General features: G+C 42.2%; 16 protein-coding genes. 1 reads left to right on the top strand and 15 read right to left on the bottom strand.

Annotated features, from left to right (window positions below; translation table 11 throughout):
• Positions 1–4 precede the first annotated feature (4 nt).
• Positions 5–679 (top strand): pyrimidine 5'-nucleotidase, encoded by a 675-nt coding sequence (gene yjjG / locus AC27JL_RS01310; RefSeq protein WP_487194610.1) that lies wholly within the window; start codon positions 5–7, stop codon positions 677–679.
• A gap of 105 nt (positions 680–784) precedes the next feature.
• On the opposite strand, the gene lpxC is transcribed toward yjjG, so the two are convergent.
• From lpxC to rsmH, 15 genes are all read right to left on the bottom strand, one after another.
• Positions 785–1,696 carry a UDP-3-O-acyl-N-acetylglucosamine deacetylase gene (gene lpxC / locus AC27JL_RS01305; RefSeq protein ID WP_008126813.1) on the bottom strand — a complete coding sequence of 304 codons (912 nt, stop codon included), beginning with the start codon at positions 1,694–1,696 and terminating at the stop codon, positions 785–787.
• A gap of 103 nt (positions 1,697–1,799) precedes the next feature.
• Entirely contained in the window at positions 1,800–3,044 is a 1,245-nt protein-coding gene (ftsZ, locus tag AC27JL_RS01300) for a cell division protein FtsZ (RefSeq protein WP_010555688.1), read from the bottom strand.
• Between the two features lie 21 nt (positions 3,045–3,065).
• A complete protein-coding gene (ftsA, locus tag AC27JL_RS01295) occupies positions 3,066–4,298 on the bottom strand; it encodes a cell division protein FtsA (RefSeq protein WP_010555687.1) in 1,233 nt (410 codons plus the stop codon).
• Positions 4,295–5,074 (bottom strand): cell division protein FtsQ/DivIB, encoded by a 780-nt coding sequence (locus AC27JL_RS01290; protein ID WP_006792148.1) that lies wholly within the window; start codon positions 5,072–5,074, stop codon positions 4,295–4,297. Before AC27JL_RS01290 ends, ftsA begins: the two co-directional genes overlap by 4 nt.
• Position 5,075: 1 nt before the next feature.
• Positions 5,076–5,996: a D-alanine--D-alanine ligase gene (locus AC27JL_RS01285; RefSeq protein WP_008126806.1), complete on the bottom strand. Its 921-nt coding sequence runs from the start codon at positions 5,994–5,996 to the stop codon at positions 5,076–5,078.
• Positions 5,993–7,444 carry a UDP-N-acetylmuramate--L-alanine ligase gene (murC, locus tag AC27JL_RS01280; RefSeq protein ID WP_008126805.1) on the bottom strand — a complete coding sequence of 484 codons (1,452 nt, stop codon included), beginning with the start codon at positions 7,442–7,444 and terminating at the stop codon, positions 5,993–5,995. The genes AC27JL_RS01285 and murC overlap by 4 nt, the downstream gene beginning before the upstream one ends.
• Positions 7,445–8,521 (bottom strand): undecaprenyldiphospho-muramoylpentapeptide beta-N-acetylglucosaminyltransferase, encoded by a 1,077-nt coding sequence (gene murG / locus AC27JL_RS01275; RefSeq protein WP_008126803.1) that lies wholly within the window; start codon positions 8,519–8,521, stop codon positions 7,445–7,447.
• Entirely contained in the window at positions 8,518–9,693 is a 1,176-nt protein-coding gene (gene ftsW, locus AC27JL_RS01270) for a cell division protein FtsW (protein ID WP_006792144.1), read from the bottom strand. Before ftsW ends, murG begins: the two co-directional genes overlap by 4 nt.
• On the bottom strand, positions 9,690–11,024 hold the full coding sequence (murD, locus tag AC27JL_RS01265; protein WP_008126801.1) for a UDP-N-acetylmuramoyl-L-alanine--D-glutamate ligase: 1,335 nt from the start codon (positions 11,022–11,024) through the stop codon (positions 9,690–9,692). Before murD ends, ftsW begins: the two co-directional genes overlap by 4 nt.
• Positions 11,025–12,107: a phospho-N-acetylmuramoyl-pentapeptide-transferase gene (gene mraY, locus AC27JL_RS01260; RefSeq protein ID WP_006792142.1), complete on the bottom strand. Its 1,083-nt coding sequence runs from the start codon at positions 12,105–12,107 to the stop codon at positions 11,025–11,027.
• Positions 12,107–13,489, bottom strand: coding sequence for a UDP-N-acetylmuramoyl-tripeptide--D-alanyl-D-alanine ligase (locus tag AC27JL_RS01255; RefSeq protein ID WP_487194609.1), 1,383 nt, complete (start codon positions 13,487–13,489; stop codon positions 12,107–12,109). Before AC27JL_RS01255 ends, mraY begins: the two co-directional genes overlap by 1 nt.
• Complete coding sequence (gene murE, locus AC27JL_RS01250; RefSeq protein WP_008126792.1) at positions 13,486–14,964, bottom strand: UDP-N-acetylmuramoyl-L-alanyl-D-glutamate--2,6-diaminopimelate ligase; 1,479 nt, start codon at positions 14,962–14,964, stop codon at positions 13,486–13,488. Before murE ends, AC27JL_RS01255 begins: the two co-directional genes overlap by 4 nt.
• On the bottom strand, positions 14,957–16,774 hold the full coding sequence (locus AC27JL_RS01245) for a peptidoglycan glycosyltransferase FtsI (RefSeq protein WP_008126791.1): 1,818 nt from the start codon (positions 16,772–16,774) through the stop codon (positions 14,957–14,959). Before AC27JL_RS01245 ends, murE begins: the two co-directional genes overlap by 8 nt.
• Positions 16,771–17,100, bottom strand: a complete 330-nt coding sequence (ftsL, locus tag AC27JL_RS01240; protein ID WP_006792138.1) for a cell division protein FtsL — start codon at positions 17,098–17,100, stop codon at positions 16,771–16,773. The genes AC27JL_RS01245 and ftsL overlap by 4 nt, the downstream gene beginning before the upstream one ends.
• Positions 17,097–18,035, bottom strand: a complete 939-nt coding sequence (gene rsmH, locus AC27JL_RS01235) for a 16S rRNA (cytosine(1402)-N(4))-methyltransferase RsmH (protein WP_010555681.1) — start codon at positions 18,033–18,035, stop codon at positions 17,097–17,099. Before rsmH ends, ftsL begins: the two co-directional genes overlap by 4 nt.
• Positions 18,036–18,044: the final 9 nt, after the last annotated feature.

Raw genomic sequence — 18,044 nt, 5'->3', positions numbered from 1 at the left:
TTGAATGAAATACAGCTACGTGTTGTTTGATGCAGACGAAACTTTATTTAGGTTTGATATTTTAGCCGGTATGACCCGTATGTTTAAAAATTACGGCGTTAACTTTACTAAAGACGATTACATTCACTATCAAAAAACCAATAAACAACTGTGGGTTGATTATCAAAATGGTGTTATTAGTGCTGATTACTTGCAAGTAACCCGCTTTAACGAATGGTCAGCAAAATTAAATGTCCCCGCTAAAGAGTTGAACGATGCATTTTTAGATGCAATGGCGCAAATTTGTGAGCCATTACCAGGCGCTATAGAGTTGCTTAATAAATTAAGACCTCATGCTAGGTTAGGCATCATTACTAATGGCTTTGCTCGCCTACAAACAGTACGTTTAGAGCATACTGGTTTAAAAGATATGTTTGAATGGTTAGTTATTTCTGAGCTTGTAGGTATAGCAAAACCTAACAAAGCTATTTTTGAACATACCTTCGAACTGATGGGTAACCCAAATAAGAGTCAAATATTAATGGTGGGTGATACCGCATCAAGTGACATACTTGGCGGTAATAATGTAGGTATAGATACATGTTGGTTGCAACACCCTGGTGAACAATTACCAGAAGGAATAACCCCCACTTACACAATAACCAAATTAGAACAGTTACAGCCCATTTTAGGTATTTAATTTTTAAAACTTACTATTTTAAAAAAATAGATACATAGCAAAAAAAATGACGCTAATAAGCGTCATTTTTTGTAACTGTTTTAAGTGTGTACTTTAAATGCTTGGTTAGGCTGTAGCTAACTCAAGACCGGGTGCAGGCATCGTTACAGGCGTTTCAAATGTTGCCCACTCCCACGCTGACTCGGTAGCCATTACTTTACGAAGCAACTTATTGTTTAAATCGTGACCCGACTTAAACGCAGTCACCTTACCTAAAATGTTATGGCCTGTCATAAACATGTCACCAACACAGTCTAGTATTTTGTGCTTAACGAACTCATCGCTGTAGCGTAAACCATTTGGGTTTAGTACTTTAAACTCGTCAAGTACTACTGCGCTGTCCATGCTGCCACCTAAAGCAAGGTTATTAGCATGCATGTATTCAATATCTTTCATAAAACCAAAGGTACGAGCACGGCTAATTTCTTCAGTAAAGCTTTGAGCGGTGATGTCTAAACCAACACGCTGACGACTTTCGTTAATAGCCGGGTGATCAAAAGCGATTTCAAAGTCGATGTGAAAACCGTCGTACGGTTCTACTTCGGCCCATTTGTCACCTTCTTCAATACGTACTTTTTCTTTAATACGAATAAAGCGTTTAGCGGCATTTTGCTCTTCAATGCCGCCTTTTTGTAATAAATAAATGAATGGTAATGCACTACCATCCATAATTGGCACTTCTGAGCTGTCTAATTCTACAATTAGGTTATCAATCCCCATTGCTGCAACTGCAGCAATTAGGTGCTCAGTAGTTGATAAACGAACGCCATCTTTGTTAATTAAACAGGTACACAACTGCGTATCGCCAACGGCTTCAGGTGTTGTTTCAAATTCAACAACCGGATCAAGGTCGACACGACGAAATACAATCCCTGTATTTGCGCTCGCAGGTCGGAGAGTTATTGTGACCTTCTCACCTTTATGAAGTCCAATTCCTATGGCTTTGACTACTTCTGCAATCGTACGCTGTTTAATCATAGGTTCGCTCACTTAAATTTATTACAGTTAGACGGCGGATAGTAACATATATACGCGCGCCTTACAATATTCGCTCAATTTACCAGCAAAATAACGTTTTTTATTAGTCTGCTTGTTTGCGTAAAAATGCAGGGATGTCAAAGTAATCACCACCCTCTGATTTATCCGCTTTTTTACTCGTTTGCGACGACGAGCTTGCTGTATTGCTAGAACTTGCTGAACTCGCTTTTTCTGCGCTTTCAGTTTGTGCTTTAGCTGCACTTTCATCGGTGCTGTCTTGGCTTGCAAAGCTAGGCACATACATGCTGCTTGCTTGGTTAGACGTGTTTGCAACATCAGAACCCGAAGCCTTTTTAAAACCGTTATCAACAATACCAAACTGTGGACGACGATCGCCGCCTAAACCCGTTGCAACTACAGTTACACGTAACTCGTCGCTCATTTCAGGATCAATTACCGCACCCACAACAACCGTTGCGTTTTCAGAGGCAAGTGCTTTAACGTGGTTACCGACAATTTCGAATTCTTCAATCGCAATATCCATACCCGCGGTGATATTAACTAAGATACCTTTGGCACCTGTTAAATCAACGTCTTCCAATAATGGGCTTGAAATAGCAGCTTCTGCGGCTTCTTGTGCACGATCAGGACCTGACGCAGATGCAGTACCCATCATAGCAGTACCCATAGCAGACATAACAGTTCGTACGTCAGCGAAATCCACGTTAATTAAACCAGAGCGCGTAATGAGCTCTGCAATACCTTGTACTGCACCAAATAATACGTCATTAGCTTTAGCAAATGCATCTAGAAGTGTAGTGCCTTTGCCTAAAACTTTAAGTAATTTATTGTTTGGAATTGTAATAAGCGAGTCTACAATTTCTGACAACTCGCTGATACCTTGTTCAGCTGCCGCTGCACGCTTCTTACCTTCAAAGTCGAAAGGACGCGTCACTACCGCAACAGTTAAAATACCCAGCTCTTTAGCAATTTTAGCAACCACAGGCGCAGCCCCTGTACCTGTACCGCCGCCCATGCCCGCTGCGATAAATACCATGTCGGCACCTTCAAGGCTTGCACGAATAGTCTCTGCATCTTCTTCAGCCGATTCGCGGCCTACTTCAGGGTTTGCACCCGCACCTAACCCAGAGGTTATTTGTGTGCCTAATTGAACTGTTACATCAGCAGCCGAATTTCGTAATGCTTGCGCATCTGTATTAGCGGCAATAAAGCGCACGCCTTCGATTTGCTGTTTTACCATGTGCTCAACAGCGTTACCGCCGCCGCCGCCCACGCCAATTACTTTTATTACAGCTTCTTCGCTGTGTTGTTCCATTATATCAAACATGTTCACTCTCCGACTTGAGTCTTAAAACTCGCCTTGAAACCATTTAGTAATGCGGTTCCACCAATTATTGTTATCCTCTGCTTTCGACTTTTGTGCATTCATCGATTGCATGGTGCGCCCGTATTGTAACAAACCAACAGCGGTTGCGTACGAAGGATCATCTACGTAGTCTGTTAAACCAACCATCCCGATTGGTTTACCTATTCTTACTGGCATTTGAAAAATGTCTTCCGCCACTTCCATTGCACCAGTCATTTTGGCAGTTCCGCCTGTTATAACGAGACCTGCCGCAATTTGGTCTTCTAAACCTGAACGACGAATTTCTTCCATCGCAAGTTCAAATAATTCTCTGAAACGAGGCTCTACCACCTCTGATAATGTATGACGTGACATTAATCTTGCAGGGCGCCCGCCTACACTTGGTACTTCAATAGTGTCTTCGCTGCTTGCCAATTGGCTGCTTGCACATGCGTATTGTACTTTGAGTGACTCTGCATGCGATATAGGTGTACGAAATATTTTTGCAATGTCACCCGTTACCTGATTACCCGCCACAGGGATTACTGCTGAATGGCGCAGCGCACCATTGATATAAATAGTGATGTCCATTGTACCACCACCAATATCGAGTACAGCGACTCCAAGCTCTTTTTCATCATCTGTGAGAACTGAATAACAAGAAGCCAATGCTGTAAATATCAATTGGTCGACTTCAAGGCCGCAACGCTCAACACATTTTTCTATGTTTTTGGCCATGTCATTGGAGCAGGTAATAATGTGAGCACGTGCCTCCATACGCACACCGCTCATGCCTAGTGGGTTTTTAATCCCTTCTTGCATGTCTATGCTGTACTCTTGCGGTAGTGCATGCAGCATTTTACGTTCAGCTGAAATAGGCACAGAACGCGCAATGTGAATCACATTTTCAATATCTTCGTCTGTTACTTCAGTATTATTAATAGCAACAACACCGCTTTCGTTCTGGCATTGAATATGTTTACCAGAAATCCCCAAGTACACCGAACTAATTCGACAATCTGCCATTAATTCGGCTTCGTCTATAGCGCGGCGAATCGACTCAGACACTAAGTTTAAATCGTTAACGCCACCTTTATCCATACCATGGGATACCTGGCTGCCCACACCAACAATGCTGAGCTTGTTATCTGCGGTGATTTCACCTACCGTGGCTACCACTTTCGAGGTACCAACGTCTAATCCAATCACGAGGTTTCTTTCTGCTGACTTAGTCATGCCTTACTCTTATTTTGTAATTGTTCTTCTTGCACTGGCTTAAAGCTCACTGCAAGGCCGGTATCATACCGTAAATCGACTGCATCTATCTGTGCTTTTTCTGGATATTCCATACGTGGGTAAACGTCTATAAAACGTTGAACACGCTTGGCTTTATCCCTACGCCCTAAATTTAAGCGCACCCCGCTATCAAGCCAAAGCTGCCAAGAAAAACGCTCTGATAACGCTAAACTTTTAAGCGTTAACGCGTTTACTTTAAGCATTTCGTCAAACTGCTTAAAAGCAATCCATGCTTCTTGTTCGCTCCCTTCTGGGCCGAATAACTGAGGTAAATCTTTACTTAACTTATCGCTGCGAGCTTGAAAAGCCTCACCGTTGTTATTAATCAACAAGTCACTATTCCAATGCGCAACCGCCTCGTGTTCAACAACGTAAACCTGAATCGTATCAGGCCATTGTTTTCGCACCGATACAGTGGCCACCCAAGGTAGATTTTGCACTAGCTGTTGTACATGTTTTACATCAAGCTCAAAAAAACTACTTAAATCCGCTTTTTTTATTGCTGTTATTATTGCGGTTTCATCTGTGTATTTAGGATGCCCTTGCACCGTTAAGTGCTTTATTTGTGCATCTTTATTTTTTACTAACCAATCAGATACACCCGTTGTAATTTGCACTAAGCCAATAATAACAACTAAAAAAAAGCTCACGCCAAAAATCAGCGACCAATTTAGGTTCTGTTTGATTTTATGAGCTTTTTCTAAAAGGGGATGCATATTAAAGCGTTTGCTCCAAAATGCGAACAACTAATTGCTCAAAACTTGCCCCATTTGCTTTAGCTGCCATAGGCACTAATGATTTTTCTGTCATTCCGGGTACAGTATTAACCTCTAATAAATAAAAGTTGCCTTGCTCATCTTGCATTGCATCTACGCGGCCCCAACCGCTTGCGCCAACTAAGTCAAACGCCTCTAACGACATAGCCTGTAATTGCTGCGTATCGTGCGCCGATAAATTGGCTGGGCAATGATACTGCGTAGTATTTGATTGATACTTTGCCTGATAATCGTAAAAGCCATTTGGCGTTGTCATTTCAATTATGGGCTGTACTTCATCACCTAAAACAGTCACTGTAAATTCACGACCCGTTATCCACTGCTCAACCAACACTTGGCTATCAAACTTAAATGCATTGATTAATGCATCTTCAAGTTCTTGCGCAGTAGTTGCTTGTGCCATACCAATGCTCGACCCTTCATGAGAAGGCTTAACCATCACTTTTTTAAATTCAGCCATGATAGCGTGTGCATCAAAACCTTTTTTAGCATCTACAACGGCATAAGGCGCGGTGCTTAAGCCTGCTGATTTAAACAAGTGCTTACAACGAATTTTATCCATTGCCAGCGCTGAACCCAGTACGTTACTGCCGGTGTAAGGTAAGTTCATAAACTCTAATGCACCTTGAACAGTTCCGTCCTCACCACCTCGGCCATGAAGTGCAATAAAAACACGATCTACATTTAACTCTTTGAGTTCCCACAACGACCGATTTTGAGGATCGAATGCAATCGCATCTACACCGCAATTTTGTAATGCATTAAAAACAGCCTGACCCGACTTTAATGACACTTCACGCTCTGCTGAGTTACCACCAAGCATTACCGCTACTTTACCAAATTGTGCATTTACTTGGGTCATACTTCACCTTGTTTTAATTTTTCTATCGACATGCCTGTTGCTGCTAACGTTTTTACTAACTGACCTATATTACCCGCACCTTGGGTCAATACTAAGTCATTATTTTGCAAGTTATCTGCTAATACACCCGCAAGCTCTTTACTTGATGCTACATGCAATGGCTCTTTGCCACGTTGACGAAGGCTTCGGCATAAACTTTTACTATCAGCGCCCACTATAGGCTCTTCGCCTGCGCCATAAACATCTAATAATAAGAGCTGATCTACATCGGCAAGTACTTTTACAAAGTCTTCATATAAATCACGAGTACGACTATAACGATGCGGCTGATAAATCATTACTAAGCGTTTATCGGGCCACCCCTCGCGTACTGCCGCAATAGTTGCTGCAACCTCTGAAGGGTGATGACCGTAATCATCCACTAACATTATATTGCCGCGTTCGTTTTCAAATTCGCCGTAGTGTTGAAAACGACGGCCAATACCTTCAAACTTTTGTAATGCTTCTAAAATTGCTTGGTTAGCAATATTTTGATCTTTTGCTACTGCAATTGCTGCTGTAGCATTTAATGCGTTATGTTTACCTGGCATATTTAGCGTTGCCGTTAAACACTCACCTTGTTTATTGGTTACCGTAAACGTACACGTATTAGCTGACTGGCTAAAATCACTCATGCGATAATCAGCCGTTGGCGACTCGCCATACGTAATAATAGGACGCCCAAAACGAGGAATTAGTTCGGCGGCTACCTCAGAGTCGATACACACAACAGCCAGACCATAAAACGGCAGGTTATGTATAAAATCGACATAAGTGTCTTTCATTTTTTCAAGGCTGCCACCGTATGTATCCATGTGATCTTCTTCAATATTAGTGATCACCGATACCATAGGTTGTAAGTGTAAAAACGACGCATCACTCTCATCAGCTTCTGCAATTAAAAAATCGCTTTTACCAACCTTTGCATTACTACCTGCACTATTTAATAAACCACCAATAATAAAGGTTGGATCGAGCCCAGCTTGGGCATAAATGCTGGCAATTAAACTCGTTGTTGTTGTTTTGCCATGAGTGCCAGCAATGGCAATGCCATGGCGAAAACGCATTAATTCAGCTAGCATTTCAGCACGACGTACAACAGGAATTCTTGCCGCTTTTGCGGCAATTATTTCAGGGTTAGTTTCGTCAATAGCACTTGAAACTACCACCACATTGGCATCTTTTACGTTGTTTTCGTGATGACCAATGAATACTTCTGCACCCGCTTTAATCAAGCGATCTGTCATCGCACTATGCGCAATATCAGACCCTGTAATACGGTAACCTTCAAAAGCGAGCACTTCGGCAATACCGCCCATACCCGCTCCACCAATACCAATAAAGTGGATGGTTTCTATTCGACGCATTGCAGGTCGTATACTTTTGTTTTGTACTGATGCTTCTTTCACTTACGCTCTCTTATTTGATACTTGCTCACAGTGCGCGGCTACGCTTGCTGTGGCATCTAAAATGGCTTGTTTTTTTGCGTTATTAGCCATTTTATTAATTAAACTAGGGTTTACTAAGTAAGGGGTTAATAGCGCAACAATCGATTGCTCATTAAATGCCCTTTGCTGCATGAGTAACGCTCCATCTGCCTCAACCAAATATTGGGCGTTAGCCGTTTGATGGTCGTCAACTGCATGAGGAAATGGCACAAATACAGCCATTTTGCCCGCTGCTGCAATTTCACTTACCGTTAGCGCACCAGCTCGGCAGATAACAATATCAGCCCAAGCATACGCTGCATCCATGTCATCAATAAATTCCGCAACTTTTACATTATCGCTTTCAAACATGTGCGTTTTGTAGGCTTGCTCAACGCTGTTTAAATGTCCTTTACCTGTCTGGTGCCATACATTTATTGCACTGGTTTTGTTAAGCGCTTTAAATGCAGCTGGAAGTGTTTGGTTAAGTACCTGAGCCCCTAACGACCCTCCGACAACCAACATATTAATCGGTATTGAAACGTCACGCGTTGCTATGTCTATTACACTTTGACGAACTGGATTTCCGACAAGTTCAGCTTGTCCTGCTTCAAAAGCGCTTGGGAAAGCCGCTAAAACGCGATTAGCAAATCGTGAAAGCCATCGGTTACTCATACCAGCAACCGCATTCTGTTCATGAATAACTAACGGAATACCTAAACTTTTTGCAGCAATACCTGTTGGTCCAGTTACGTATCCTCCCATAGCAAGAACAACATCTGGACGTTGATTTTTCAATACCTTACGCGCTTGCAATATTGCATTAATGACCATGAATGGCGCTTTAACAAGGCGTTTTAATCCGTTGCCACGAACACCTTTTACATTAATAAAATCAATTTCTATATTGTGCTTAGGAACAACGCTTGCTTCCATTCTATCGGGTGTGCCAATCCAAGTAACTTGCCACCCCTGCGCTTTTAAGTAATCAGCAACTGCAATACCTGGAAATATATGCCCGCCAGTTCCACCAGCGACTACAACACACTTTTTACTCATCGTTTACCTCCGCCTGAGGTCGCTTGTTTAGTTGCCATTTTAGTTTCAAAATCAACGCGTAATAATATTCCGGTTGCTATGGTCATAATCATCAAACTAGAACCACCATAAGAAATAAACGGTAATGTAAGACCTTTAGTTGGTAAAATCCCCGCACTTGCCCCTACATTCACCATGGTTTGAAACGCAAACCAAATACCTATTGCAAAGGCAAAGTAGCCTTCGTATTCTTTACCGCACTTTAAGGCTTGCTGGCCAATTAATAGTGCTCTAAATACTAAAGTGGCGAGCACCATTAAAATGCTTACCACGCCAACTAAACCAAGCTCTTCGCCAATAACCGCAAAAATAAAATCATTGTGTGCTTCAGGAAGGTATTGCAACTTTTGCACGCTATTACCTAACCCTTGGCCAAACCATCCACCTTGGCTGTACGCCATTAACGATTGAACGAGCTGGTACCCTTTTCCAAATGGGTCGTCCCAAGGGTCTAAAAAGCCAACAACACGCGCCATACGATAAGGCTCAACAATAATCAACAAAACAACCAAGCCAATCCCGGTTAAAATAAGGACAAAAAACTGCCATAGTTTTGCGCCCGCTAAAAACAATAAGCCAACTGTTGTTACAAACATAACAACTACGGTGCCTAAATCAGGCTGCAACAAAATAAGCAATGCATACACAGCAAACACTGCAATAGGCTTTGCAAAACCTTTAATGTTCTCTTGTACTTCTTCACGCTTTCGGACCAAGTAACCCGCTATGTAACTAAAAAAGTACAATTTAGCGGCTTCAGCCACCTGAAAACCAATAGGTCCAATTGGGATCCAACGCTTGGCACCATTAACCTCGCGGCCAATAATTAATACAGCAATGAGCAATACCATGCCCAGTATCAATAAATATGCATTTGAGCGTTTCCACCAATCCATTGGCACACAAACCGTGATCCAAAAAAGAACAAACGCAACGGCCAAAAACATCCCGTGACGAATAGCAATATGATGTGAGTTATCAAAAAGGCGCTCTGCCGTGGGCATAGACGCACTCATCACCATAATAAAGCCAACACCAATTAGCATTAGCATTGAATAAAGCAAAGGCACATCATAAAGCTGCGGCGAAGGTTTTGGTGTTAATGTGTCTTTTATTTGTGCAAGCGCAATCATATGTTATCCGCCAAAACACACTTAACAAAGTCATCACCACGTTGCATATAGTTGTTATACATATCAATGCTTGCACATGCTGGCGCTAATAAAACTACATTACCCGGCGAACTAAGCTGCTTAGCTAAATTAACCGCCTCACTCATGTTATTTGTTAAATGGCTTTTGCTGCTCAGAGCCACTAGCTTTTTGGCATCTTTACCAAAACAGATCAGCGCTTTTACATGCTTTTGTAAGTAAGGTTTAAGCGGGTTTAAATCAGCGCCTTTTGCATCGCCTCCCGCTATCACAATTAAGTTTTGAGTTTCTGTGGCCAAACTGTCTATGGCTGCTATGGTAGCGCCTACGTTTGTTGCCTTTGAATCGTTAAAGTATTTAACGCCATGTTGCTGAGTAACAAATTGGCAGCGATGAGCCAATCCGCTAAACTCATTTAGTGCCTTTTTATAAGCCTCTTTACTAATATTAAAGGGGCTTAGTAACGCCATAACCGCAAGCGTATTTAAATAATTGTGCTTACCTACAACAGCCAGTGTATCAACAGGTAAAAACGCCTCATTGTTAGCGAAAAAATACGTACTGCAGTTATGCTGCCCTAAACAATATTTACCCTGTTGAGTACCAAAACCAATTTTAGCCGTAGCACTGCTACTGGACGGATGCGTTTGTTTGTCATCTTCATTAACAACAAGACATTGTGTACCGTTGTAAATAGATAGCTTTGAGTCTATATATGCTTGGTAGCTATCGTAACGATCTAAATGATCTTCAGATACATTTAACACCGTGGCACTCACCGATTTTAAGCTTGTTGTGGTATCTAATTGAAAGCTCGAAAGCTCAAGCACATAAACATCAAAGTCGTCATTGAGTAAATCAAGCACTGCGGTACCAATATTGCCGCCAAGTGCCGCATTAAAGCCAGCCGCTTTTAACACGTCATAGGCTAAAGTCACTACGGTTGATTTACCATTTGAGCCAGTCACTGCCACTACAGGTTTAGTATTAATGCGCGCAAATAGCTCAACATCACCTATGACTTCAACACCCGAATTAATAGCACTCGCAATGGCAGGCGTTTTAAGGCTTAACCCAGGGCTTACAATAATCATATCACTGCCATTAAGCCCAGCAGCATCTAAGCTTCCAAAGTGTGTATTTAAACTAGGAGCATGACTGCTCAGCCATTCAATCCCTGGGGGATTTGCTCGGCTGTCGACAACCTTTGGCGTTAAACCGTGAGATAGTAAAAAACGCACAATGCCCAGACCGGTTACACCGAGTCCGAGCACTGTTATTTGTTTATTCTTTATCTCGTTTAAATATTGCATTTATCTTATCTTTAATGTCGCAAGACCTGCGAGAACCAACACAATAGATATAATCCAAAAACGCACAATAACGCGCGGCTCTGGCCAACCTTTTAATTCGTAATGATGGTGAATAGGCGCCATTCTAAAAATTCGTTGCCCTCGTAACTTATACGAGCCCACTTGTAAAATCACCGACAACGCCTCCATTACAAAGACACCGCCCATGATAATCAGTAGAAGTTCTTGACGAACCAGCACTGCAATAATCCCCAGCGCTCCACCTAATGCTAATGAGCCTACATCACCCATGAATACTTGCGCCGGGTAGGTGTTAAACCATAAAAACCCAAGCCCTGCACCAACAATGGCAGTACATACAACTACAAGCTCACTGGCTAATGGCAAATGAGGAATATGTAAATAAGCAGAAAAATTAATATTACCGGTTAAGTAAGCAATTATGGCAAGTGCCGCCGCAACTAAAATAGTCGGTACAATAGCGAGACCATCTAGACCATCAGTCAGGTTTACAGCATTTGATGTTCCAACCAATGCAAAATAGGTAATAACAATGTAAAACAAGCCTAACTGCGGTAAAACATCTTTAAAAAACGGCACAACTAAAGACGTTTCTGCAGCTTGCGTACTTGTAAAGTACAATGCAGTTGCAACCACAAGTGCAATTACTGACTGCCAAAAGTACTTCCATTTCGCTATAAGCCCTTTTGGATCTTTACGGATAACTTTTCGGTAATCATCGATAAAGCCGACAATTCCCAGTGAGCCAATTACAAATAACGTTGCCCACACATACTTATTGGAGAGATCGGCCCACAATAAGGTACTTGTAAAAATTGCCGCTAAAATAAGCAGGCCACCCATAGTTGGCGTACCCGATTTTGATAAGTGTGATTGTGGGCCATCATCGCGTACTGTTTGCCCAATTTGCATTTTTTGCAAACCACGAATTAGCTTTGGCCCTAAATACAGAGACATAATGAGCGCAGTTAAAATCCCCAAAATAGCGCGCAGTGTTAAATACGAAAAAACATTAAAACCACTAAAATACTGTGTTAAATACTCAGCCAGCCAAACTAACATTATGATACTCCATTGATGGCTTGTTGCTGGCCATTAACTAAATCGGTTACTAATAATTCCATGCGAGAACTGCGTGATCCTTTCACGACAATGGTCGTTTTTTTATTTACTTGATTAATTGTGGCTTGAATTTGTTGCTGCATCTGCTCACGGTTTGAGAAGTGACGATTCGCAAGCGCAAATACATCGCTTGCACACTTACTCAACACACCTAGCGTAAATAACTCATCAATGCCTTTTTCAAGCGCATATTCGCCAACTTCTTGATGGTATTTACGTGCGTCTTCACCAAGCTCACCCATATCCCCCAGCGCTAAAATACGATGCCCTTGCATATCACTCAGTAAGTCAATGGCAGCCTTAACCGATTTAACATTGGCATTGTAAGTATCATCAACCACTGTGAGCATGTCAGACACTTCTATTAAGTTTACGCGCCCTTTTACATCACCCATCGTCGCCAATGCATGAGCAATATCATCTAAAGTGACATCAAGCTCGCTTGTTAGTGCAGCTGCAATAAGTGCATTGCTAATGTTATGTTTACCCGGTAATGCGAGAGTCACAGGTACTTTTTTTTGTTTTGTACATAACGTAAAGCTTGCACGTGCATTAGCGTCTAAGCTTATATCTTCAGCCCAAATATCGTGTTTTTCAGAGGTTGAAAAGCGCTTTATATTGCGCCCTTCAAGTTTATCTAGCCAATATTGACTAAACTCACTGTCGCAATTAATTATGGCTACGCCATTTTCTTTAAGGCCATCAAAAATTTCGCCTTTTGCTTTGGCCACGCCCATCAAGCTACCAAAACCTTCTAAGTGGGCTGGTGCTACATTACACACTACCGCTACATCAGGTTTAGCCATTGCCGTTGTGTATGCAATTTCACCTAAATGATTTGCACCCAGCTCTATTACTGCAAAACGGTGTTGTGGCTCTAAACGCAACAACGTTAGCGGTACGCCAATATCGTTATTAAAATTACCTTTGGTTGCCAGCACATCGCCATGCACAGATAAAATAGCCGCGCACATTTCTTTTACTGTGGTTTTACCCACACTGCCCGTAATAGCGATTGTTTTAGGTGCTACTTGCGCCATAACCGCTGTACCAATAGCGCCTAATGCTATACGCGTGTCATTCACTATAAACTGGGCAATATCAACATCGACTTTATGATCGACAATAACGCCTATCGCGCCTTTTTGTTTTGCCTCAGCTATAAATTTATGACCATCAAAATTTGGCCCTTTAAGTGCTAAAAACACTTCACCTTCGCATACTGTGCGAGTATCTGTATTTATGTTGAGCACTTGCTGATTATCACCCTGATAATCGGTTGTTAACACATTGGCTAACCAATCAAAATCCATCGGGATCATGCTTGAGTCCCTCTATCTGTTTTTATTAATTGTTCTTGTACAAACTGGCGATCGCAAAAGTCGATACGTTCATCGCCTATAATTTGATAATCTTCGTGGCCTTTTCCCGCAATTAACACCACTTCATTAGAAGCTGCATTATTAATTGCATAACTAATTGCTGACGCTCTATCAGCTTCTAAATGGGCGCTTTGAGGTGCAGCTAAACCTGAAGCTACCTCTGCAATAATCACATTTGGATCTTCTGAGCGTGGGTTATCGCTGGTAATAATCACTTTGTTAGCATTTTTTTCAGCAGCTTGAGCCATTAATACGCGCTTCCCCTTGTCCCTGTCACCACCACAGCCAAATACACAACTCACGCCACCTGGCACATGTTTTTGCAATGCTTGTAGTGCTAAAGCTAATGCTTCTGGCGTATGCGCATAATCAACTACGCAAGTTGGTTTACCCGCAACACTAAATGCTTGCATTCGTCCTGCTACTGGCTGAAGTTGTTGGCAACCTGCAATAAGTTGCTCAAGGGGATAACCTAAACCCAATAACGTGGCTAAAGCAGCCGTTAAGTTATAAAGATTAAATTCACCAAACAGCGGCGATTTTACCTTAATATCACCCCAGCTTGTAGATAATTGCGCCGAAATACCTTCAGCCGAATAATCAACATCTGAAAAGTACACATACTGTGCATTTTTAGGCGCTAAATTTTTTCGTCCGTAGCAAATTAAATTATTAAAATCGTATTTTTCGAGCCACAGCCCTACTTGGTTGTCATCTTGGTTTAGTACAACAAGCTGTGGGTCAAAATCACGAAATAGCATGAGTTTTGCATCACCATAACTCGCCATATCACCGTGGTAATCTAAGTGATCGCGAGAAAGGTTAGTAAATACAGCAGCTTTAAACTGGCACTGTGCAACACGGTGCTGCACAAGTCCGTGCGACGACACTTCCATTGCCACCAGCTTTTTATCTGCTTGATGTAAATCGCTCAATATATGTTGTAAATCGACTGCTGAAGGCGTGGTGTTTATGAGCGGCGTTAAATTATCTGGATGGCCAAAACCAAGCGTACCAATAATTGCTGACTGCGTATTACAATACTGCGCTAAATGAGCAATCATAGCCGTGGTAGTCGATTTACCGTTTGTACCGGTTACACCAATTAAATCAAGATTATGGCTGGGTTTATCGTAAAAACGACTAGCAAGTTCAGCCAACTTTTTATCAAGTTCAGACACTAAATAAAGTGGCTCAAATGCAACATCAAACTCGCACAGTCTGTCGGCAATAACTGCGACAGCGCCCTTTTCAATTGCTTTAGCTATAAACTGCCCGCCATCTAGCTCATGGCCCTTTATTGCTACAAATACATCGCCTGGGTTGACGTCTCGGCTATCTAATCGCAAATGATTTACAAGCTGCGATGGTGCATCTATTTCTATGTATTTTAAAATGCTTTTTAAATCACGCATCGTTCTTTTTACCTTTTACGTACGCAACTTCTTCCTTGTCGGGTGCGACGTTTAATATTCTTAATGCGTTAGAAACGATTTCTGCAAATGCAGGGCCTGCAGTGGCACCTCCATAGTACACATCACCGCCAGGTTCATTGATCATTACTACCACAGCTAAACGTGGATTACTTGCTGGTGCAACACCTGCAAAATAACCAACATATTCATCACCGTAACCACCTACTGCGGCTTTTTTAGAAGTACCCGTTTTACCCGCTGCACGGTAACCATCAACTTTAACGTTATGTGCAGTACCACCACTTTCAAATACGCTTTCCATCATGTTTACTACCGCTTCAACATCTTGCTGTTGAAAAACGCGATCCCCTTCTGGGATAGAATCTTGCTTTAGTACAGTGAGCGGTCTGTTGACACCTCCCGCACCTAACATGGCATAGAAGCGAGCCATTTGCGCAGTACTAACAGCAATATTGTAACCAAATGACAATGCAGCAATTTCGTGATCAGACCAACGACGATTTGGGTAAAATAAACCACTGCTTTCACCTACCATACCCGTGCCAGAGTCAGATCCGAATCCGACCTTTTGGAATAAACCCACCAGGTAGTCTTTTGGAACCAACTGAGTAACCTTAGTTACCCCCATATTTGACGAATATTTTAGTATTTCTCGTAGTGACATTTCACCATGGTTACGCGTATCTTGGACTAAACTTCCCCCTAAACGCATCCAGCCTGGGTAGGTGTCAATTTGTTCATCGGCTTGAATTGCGCCGTAGTCTAGCCCAGCTAAAATGGCCAGTGGCTTAACGGTTGAACCCGGTTCGAACAAATCAGTGATAGCGCGATTTCTGCGTTTATGGGGAGCCGCATCGGTTAGATTATTTGGATTAAAAGACGGGCTATTAACCATTGCTAATACTTCACCGGTTTTAACATCAACCACCATGGCTGAACCCGATGTAGCCTTATAAGATAAAACCGCTGACTTCACAGCCTTATAGGCAATAGCCTGAATACGTTGATCAATACTTAGTTGAATACTTTCGGGCTCTACACGTTCTCGCTCATCTAGCACTTGCACTTCACGGCCTTGGGCGTCTTTTCTTATAGTTCGACGACCTTCTTCGCCGGTTAAAGCGTTTTCATAGAGCTTTTCAATGCCTTCAATGCCTTTACCATCGATGTTGGTAAAACCAATAATATGCGCGGTCACTTCGCCAGCCGGATAGTAACGCTTAGACTCATCCAATAAATGAATACCAGGAAGACGCAAGCCACCAATATAATCGGCTACTGCAGGGGTTACTTGGCGTTTTAAATAAACAAAACGACGACTCGGATCATTTAAAAGTCGGGAATTAATTTTTGCCTGATCAATACGTAATACATCAGCTAATTCGCGCCAACGTAAATCGTTTTTGTAATACTGTGTGGTGCGTTTGTTTAGCTCTACTGCATTATCTAACAGCGCTTGTTTGTCTTCACCATTTTTTCGCGCTTGCCTAACAACTTTAGATACCAGCGATTTATGTAAAGCCTTAGGGTCAGCATACACACTCACAACGGGTACGCTGACCGCGAGCTCTTTGCCATTGCGGTCAAAGATCATTCCGCGTTGCACATGAAGTTTTTCGACACGTACTGTACGTTTGTCACTTTCCGAACGTGCTTTATCAGGTTCAATTACTTGTAAATAGGCGGCACGAGACACTAGCGTCACAAACACCAAAAACACAACCGAACACACCAGCATAAAGCGCCATGTGATTAAGTTGTTAACTGGTTTTTTGCCTCGATTTCTCATTTTACTATAATTACCTGTTCATCCTGACTCGTCGGTCTTTTCATTTTTAATTGCGAGGTTGCCACTTCTTCAATACGCGCATGCTGAGAGTAAAACTCCTCCTCAACTAGTAAGTACCGCCACTCTAAATCAAGTTCATCTCGTTCTTGCAGTAGTTTATCTTGTTCAATTAATTGCCCGCGCGCTAAATGCGTGACTTGCACTACGCTAAAGCCAGAAACAAATATCGTAACCAACAAGGCCAAGGTGAGCTTATTAGCACCAAGGCCTTTAATTATTTCGAAAAATAAATTGGGAGGTTGACGATGATTTGCTTTTGTATTCATCCCAACCTCTGAGCAATCCTAAGTACAGAGCTTCGTGAACGCGGATTGCGCGCTACTTCTTCAGTGCTTGGTTTAATAGCTTTACCCACTGCTTTTAACGTCAGGTTTTGATTTATTTGTGCATCGGTTAAAGGCAGACCTCTGGGTAATGCTTCTCCCTTACTCTGTTTTCTAATAAATTGTTTTACTATGCGATCTTCAAGTGAATGAAACGAAATGACCACTAAGCGACCGCCCGGCTTTAATACTTTTACGGCCGATTGCAGCGCCGTTTGTATTTCTTCAAGTTCGCTGTTTATATAAATACGAATAGCCTGAAAAGTACGTGTTGCGGGGTGTTTAAACTTATCTTTCACTGGTACGGCTTCATCAACTAAATCAGCAAGCTGCTTAGTTGTTGTAATGGGTGTGTGCTCGCGAGTTTCTAAAATTTTATGTGCAATACGCTTACCGAACTTTTCTTCACCCAACTTTTTAATGACGTGGGTGATATCATCTAACTCAGCTTCTGCCAACCACTGAGCAGCACTTCGGCCGCTTGTTGGATCCATGCGCATATCAAGCGGGCCATCTTTCATAAAACTAAAACCGCGCTCAGCATCATCAAGTTGTGGAGATGACACACCAATATCTAATAAAATGCCATCCACTTTACCAATGAGATCGTTTTGCTCAGCTACATCGTAAAGTTTTGAAAATCGAGTGTGTGCTATAGCAAAGCGGGAGTCATCGGCAAATTTTTCAGCCGACTTTATAGCCTGTGGATCTTGGTCTATTGCTTGTAAGCGTCCTGCGTCGCCTAAACGAGCAAGTATTTGACCTGAATGACCGCCTCGTCCAAATGTGCCATCCATATATATGCCGTCTGGCTTAATTGCCAGGGCATCAATGGTTTCGTCCATCAAAACGGATACGTGTTCAAATTGCGCTGTCATTAGCTATTG

Source organism: Pseudoalteromonas sp. 4NS20-0020, assembly GCF_057554385.1.
The sequence above is the reverse complement of the archived record's forward strand: the minus strand, read 5'-3'. Positions and strand labels throughout refer to the sequence as shown.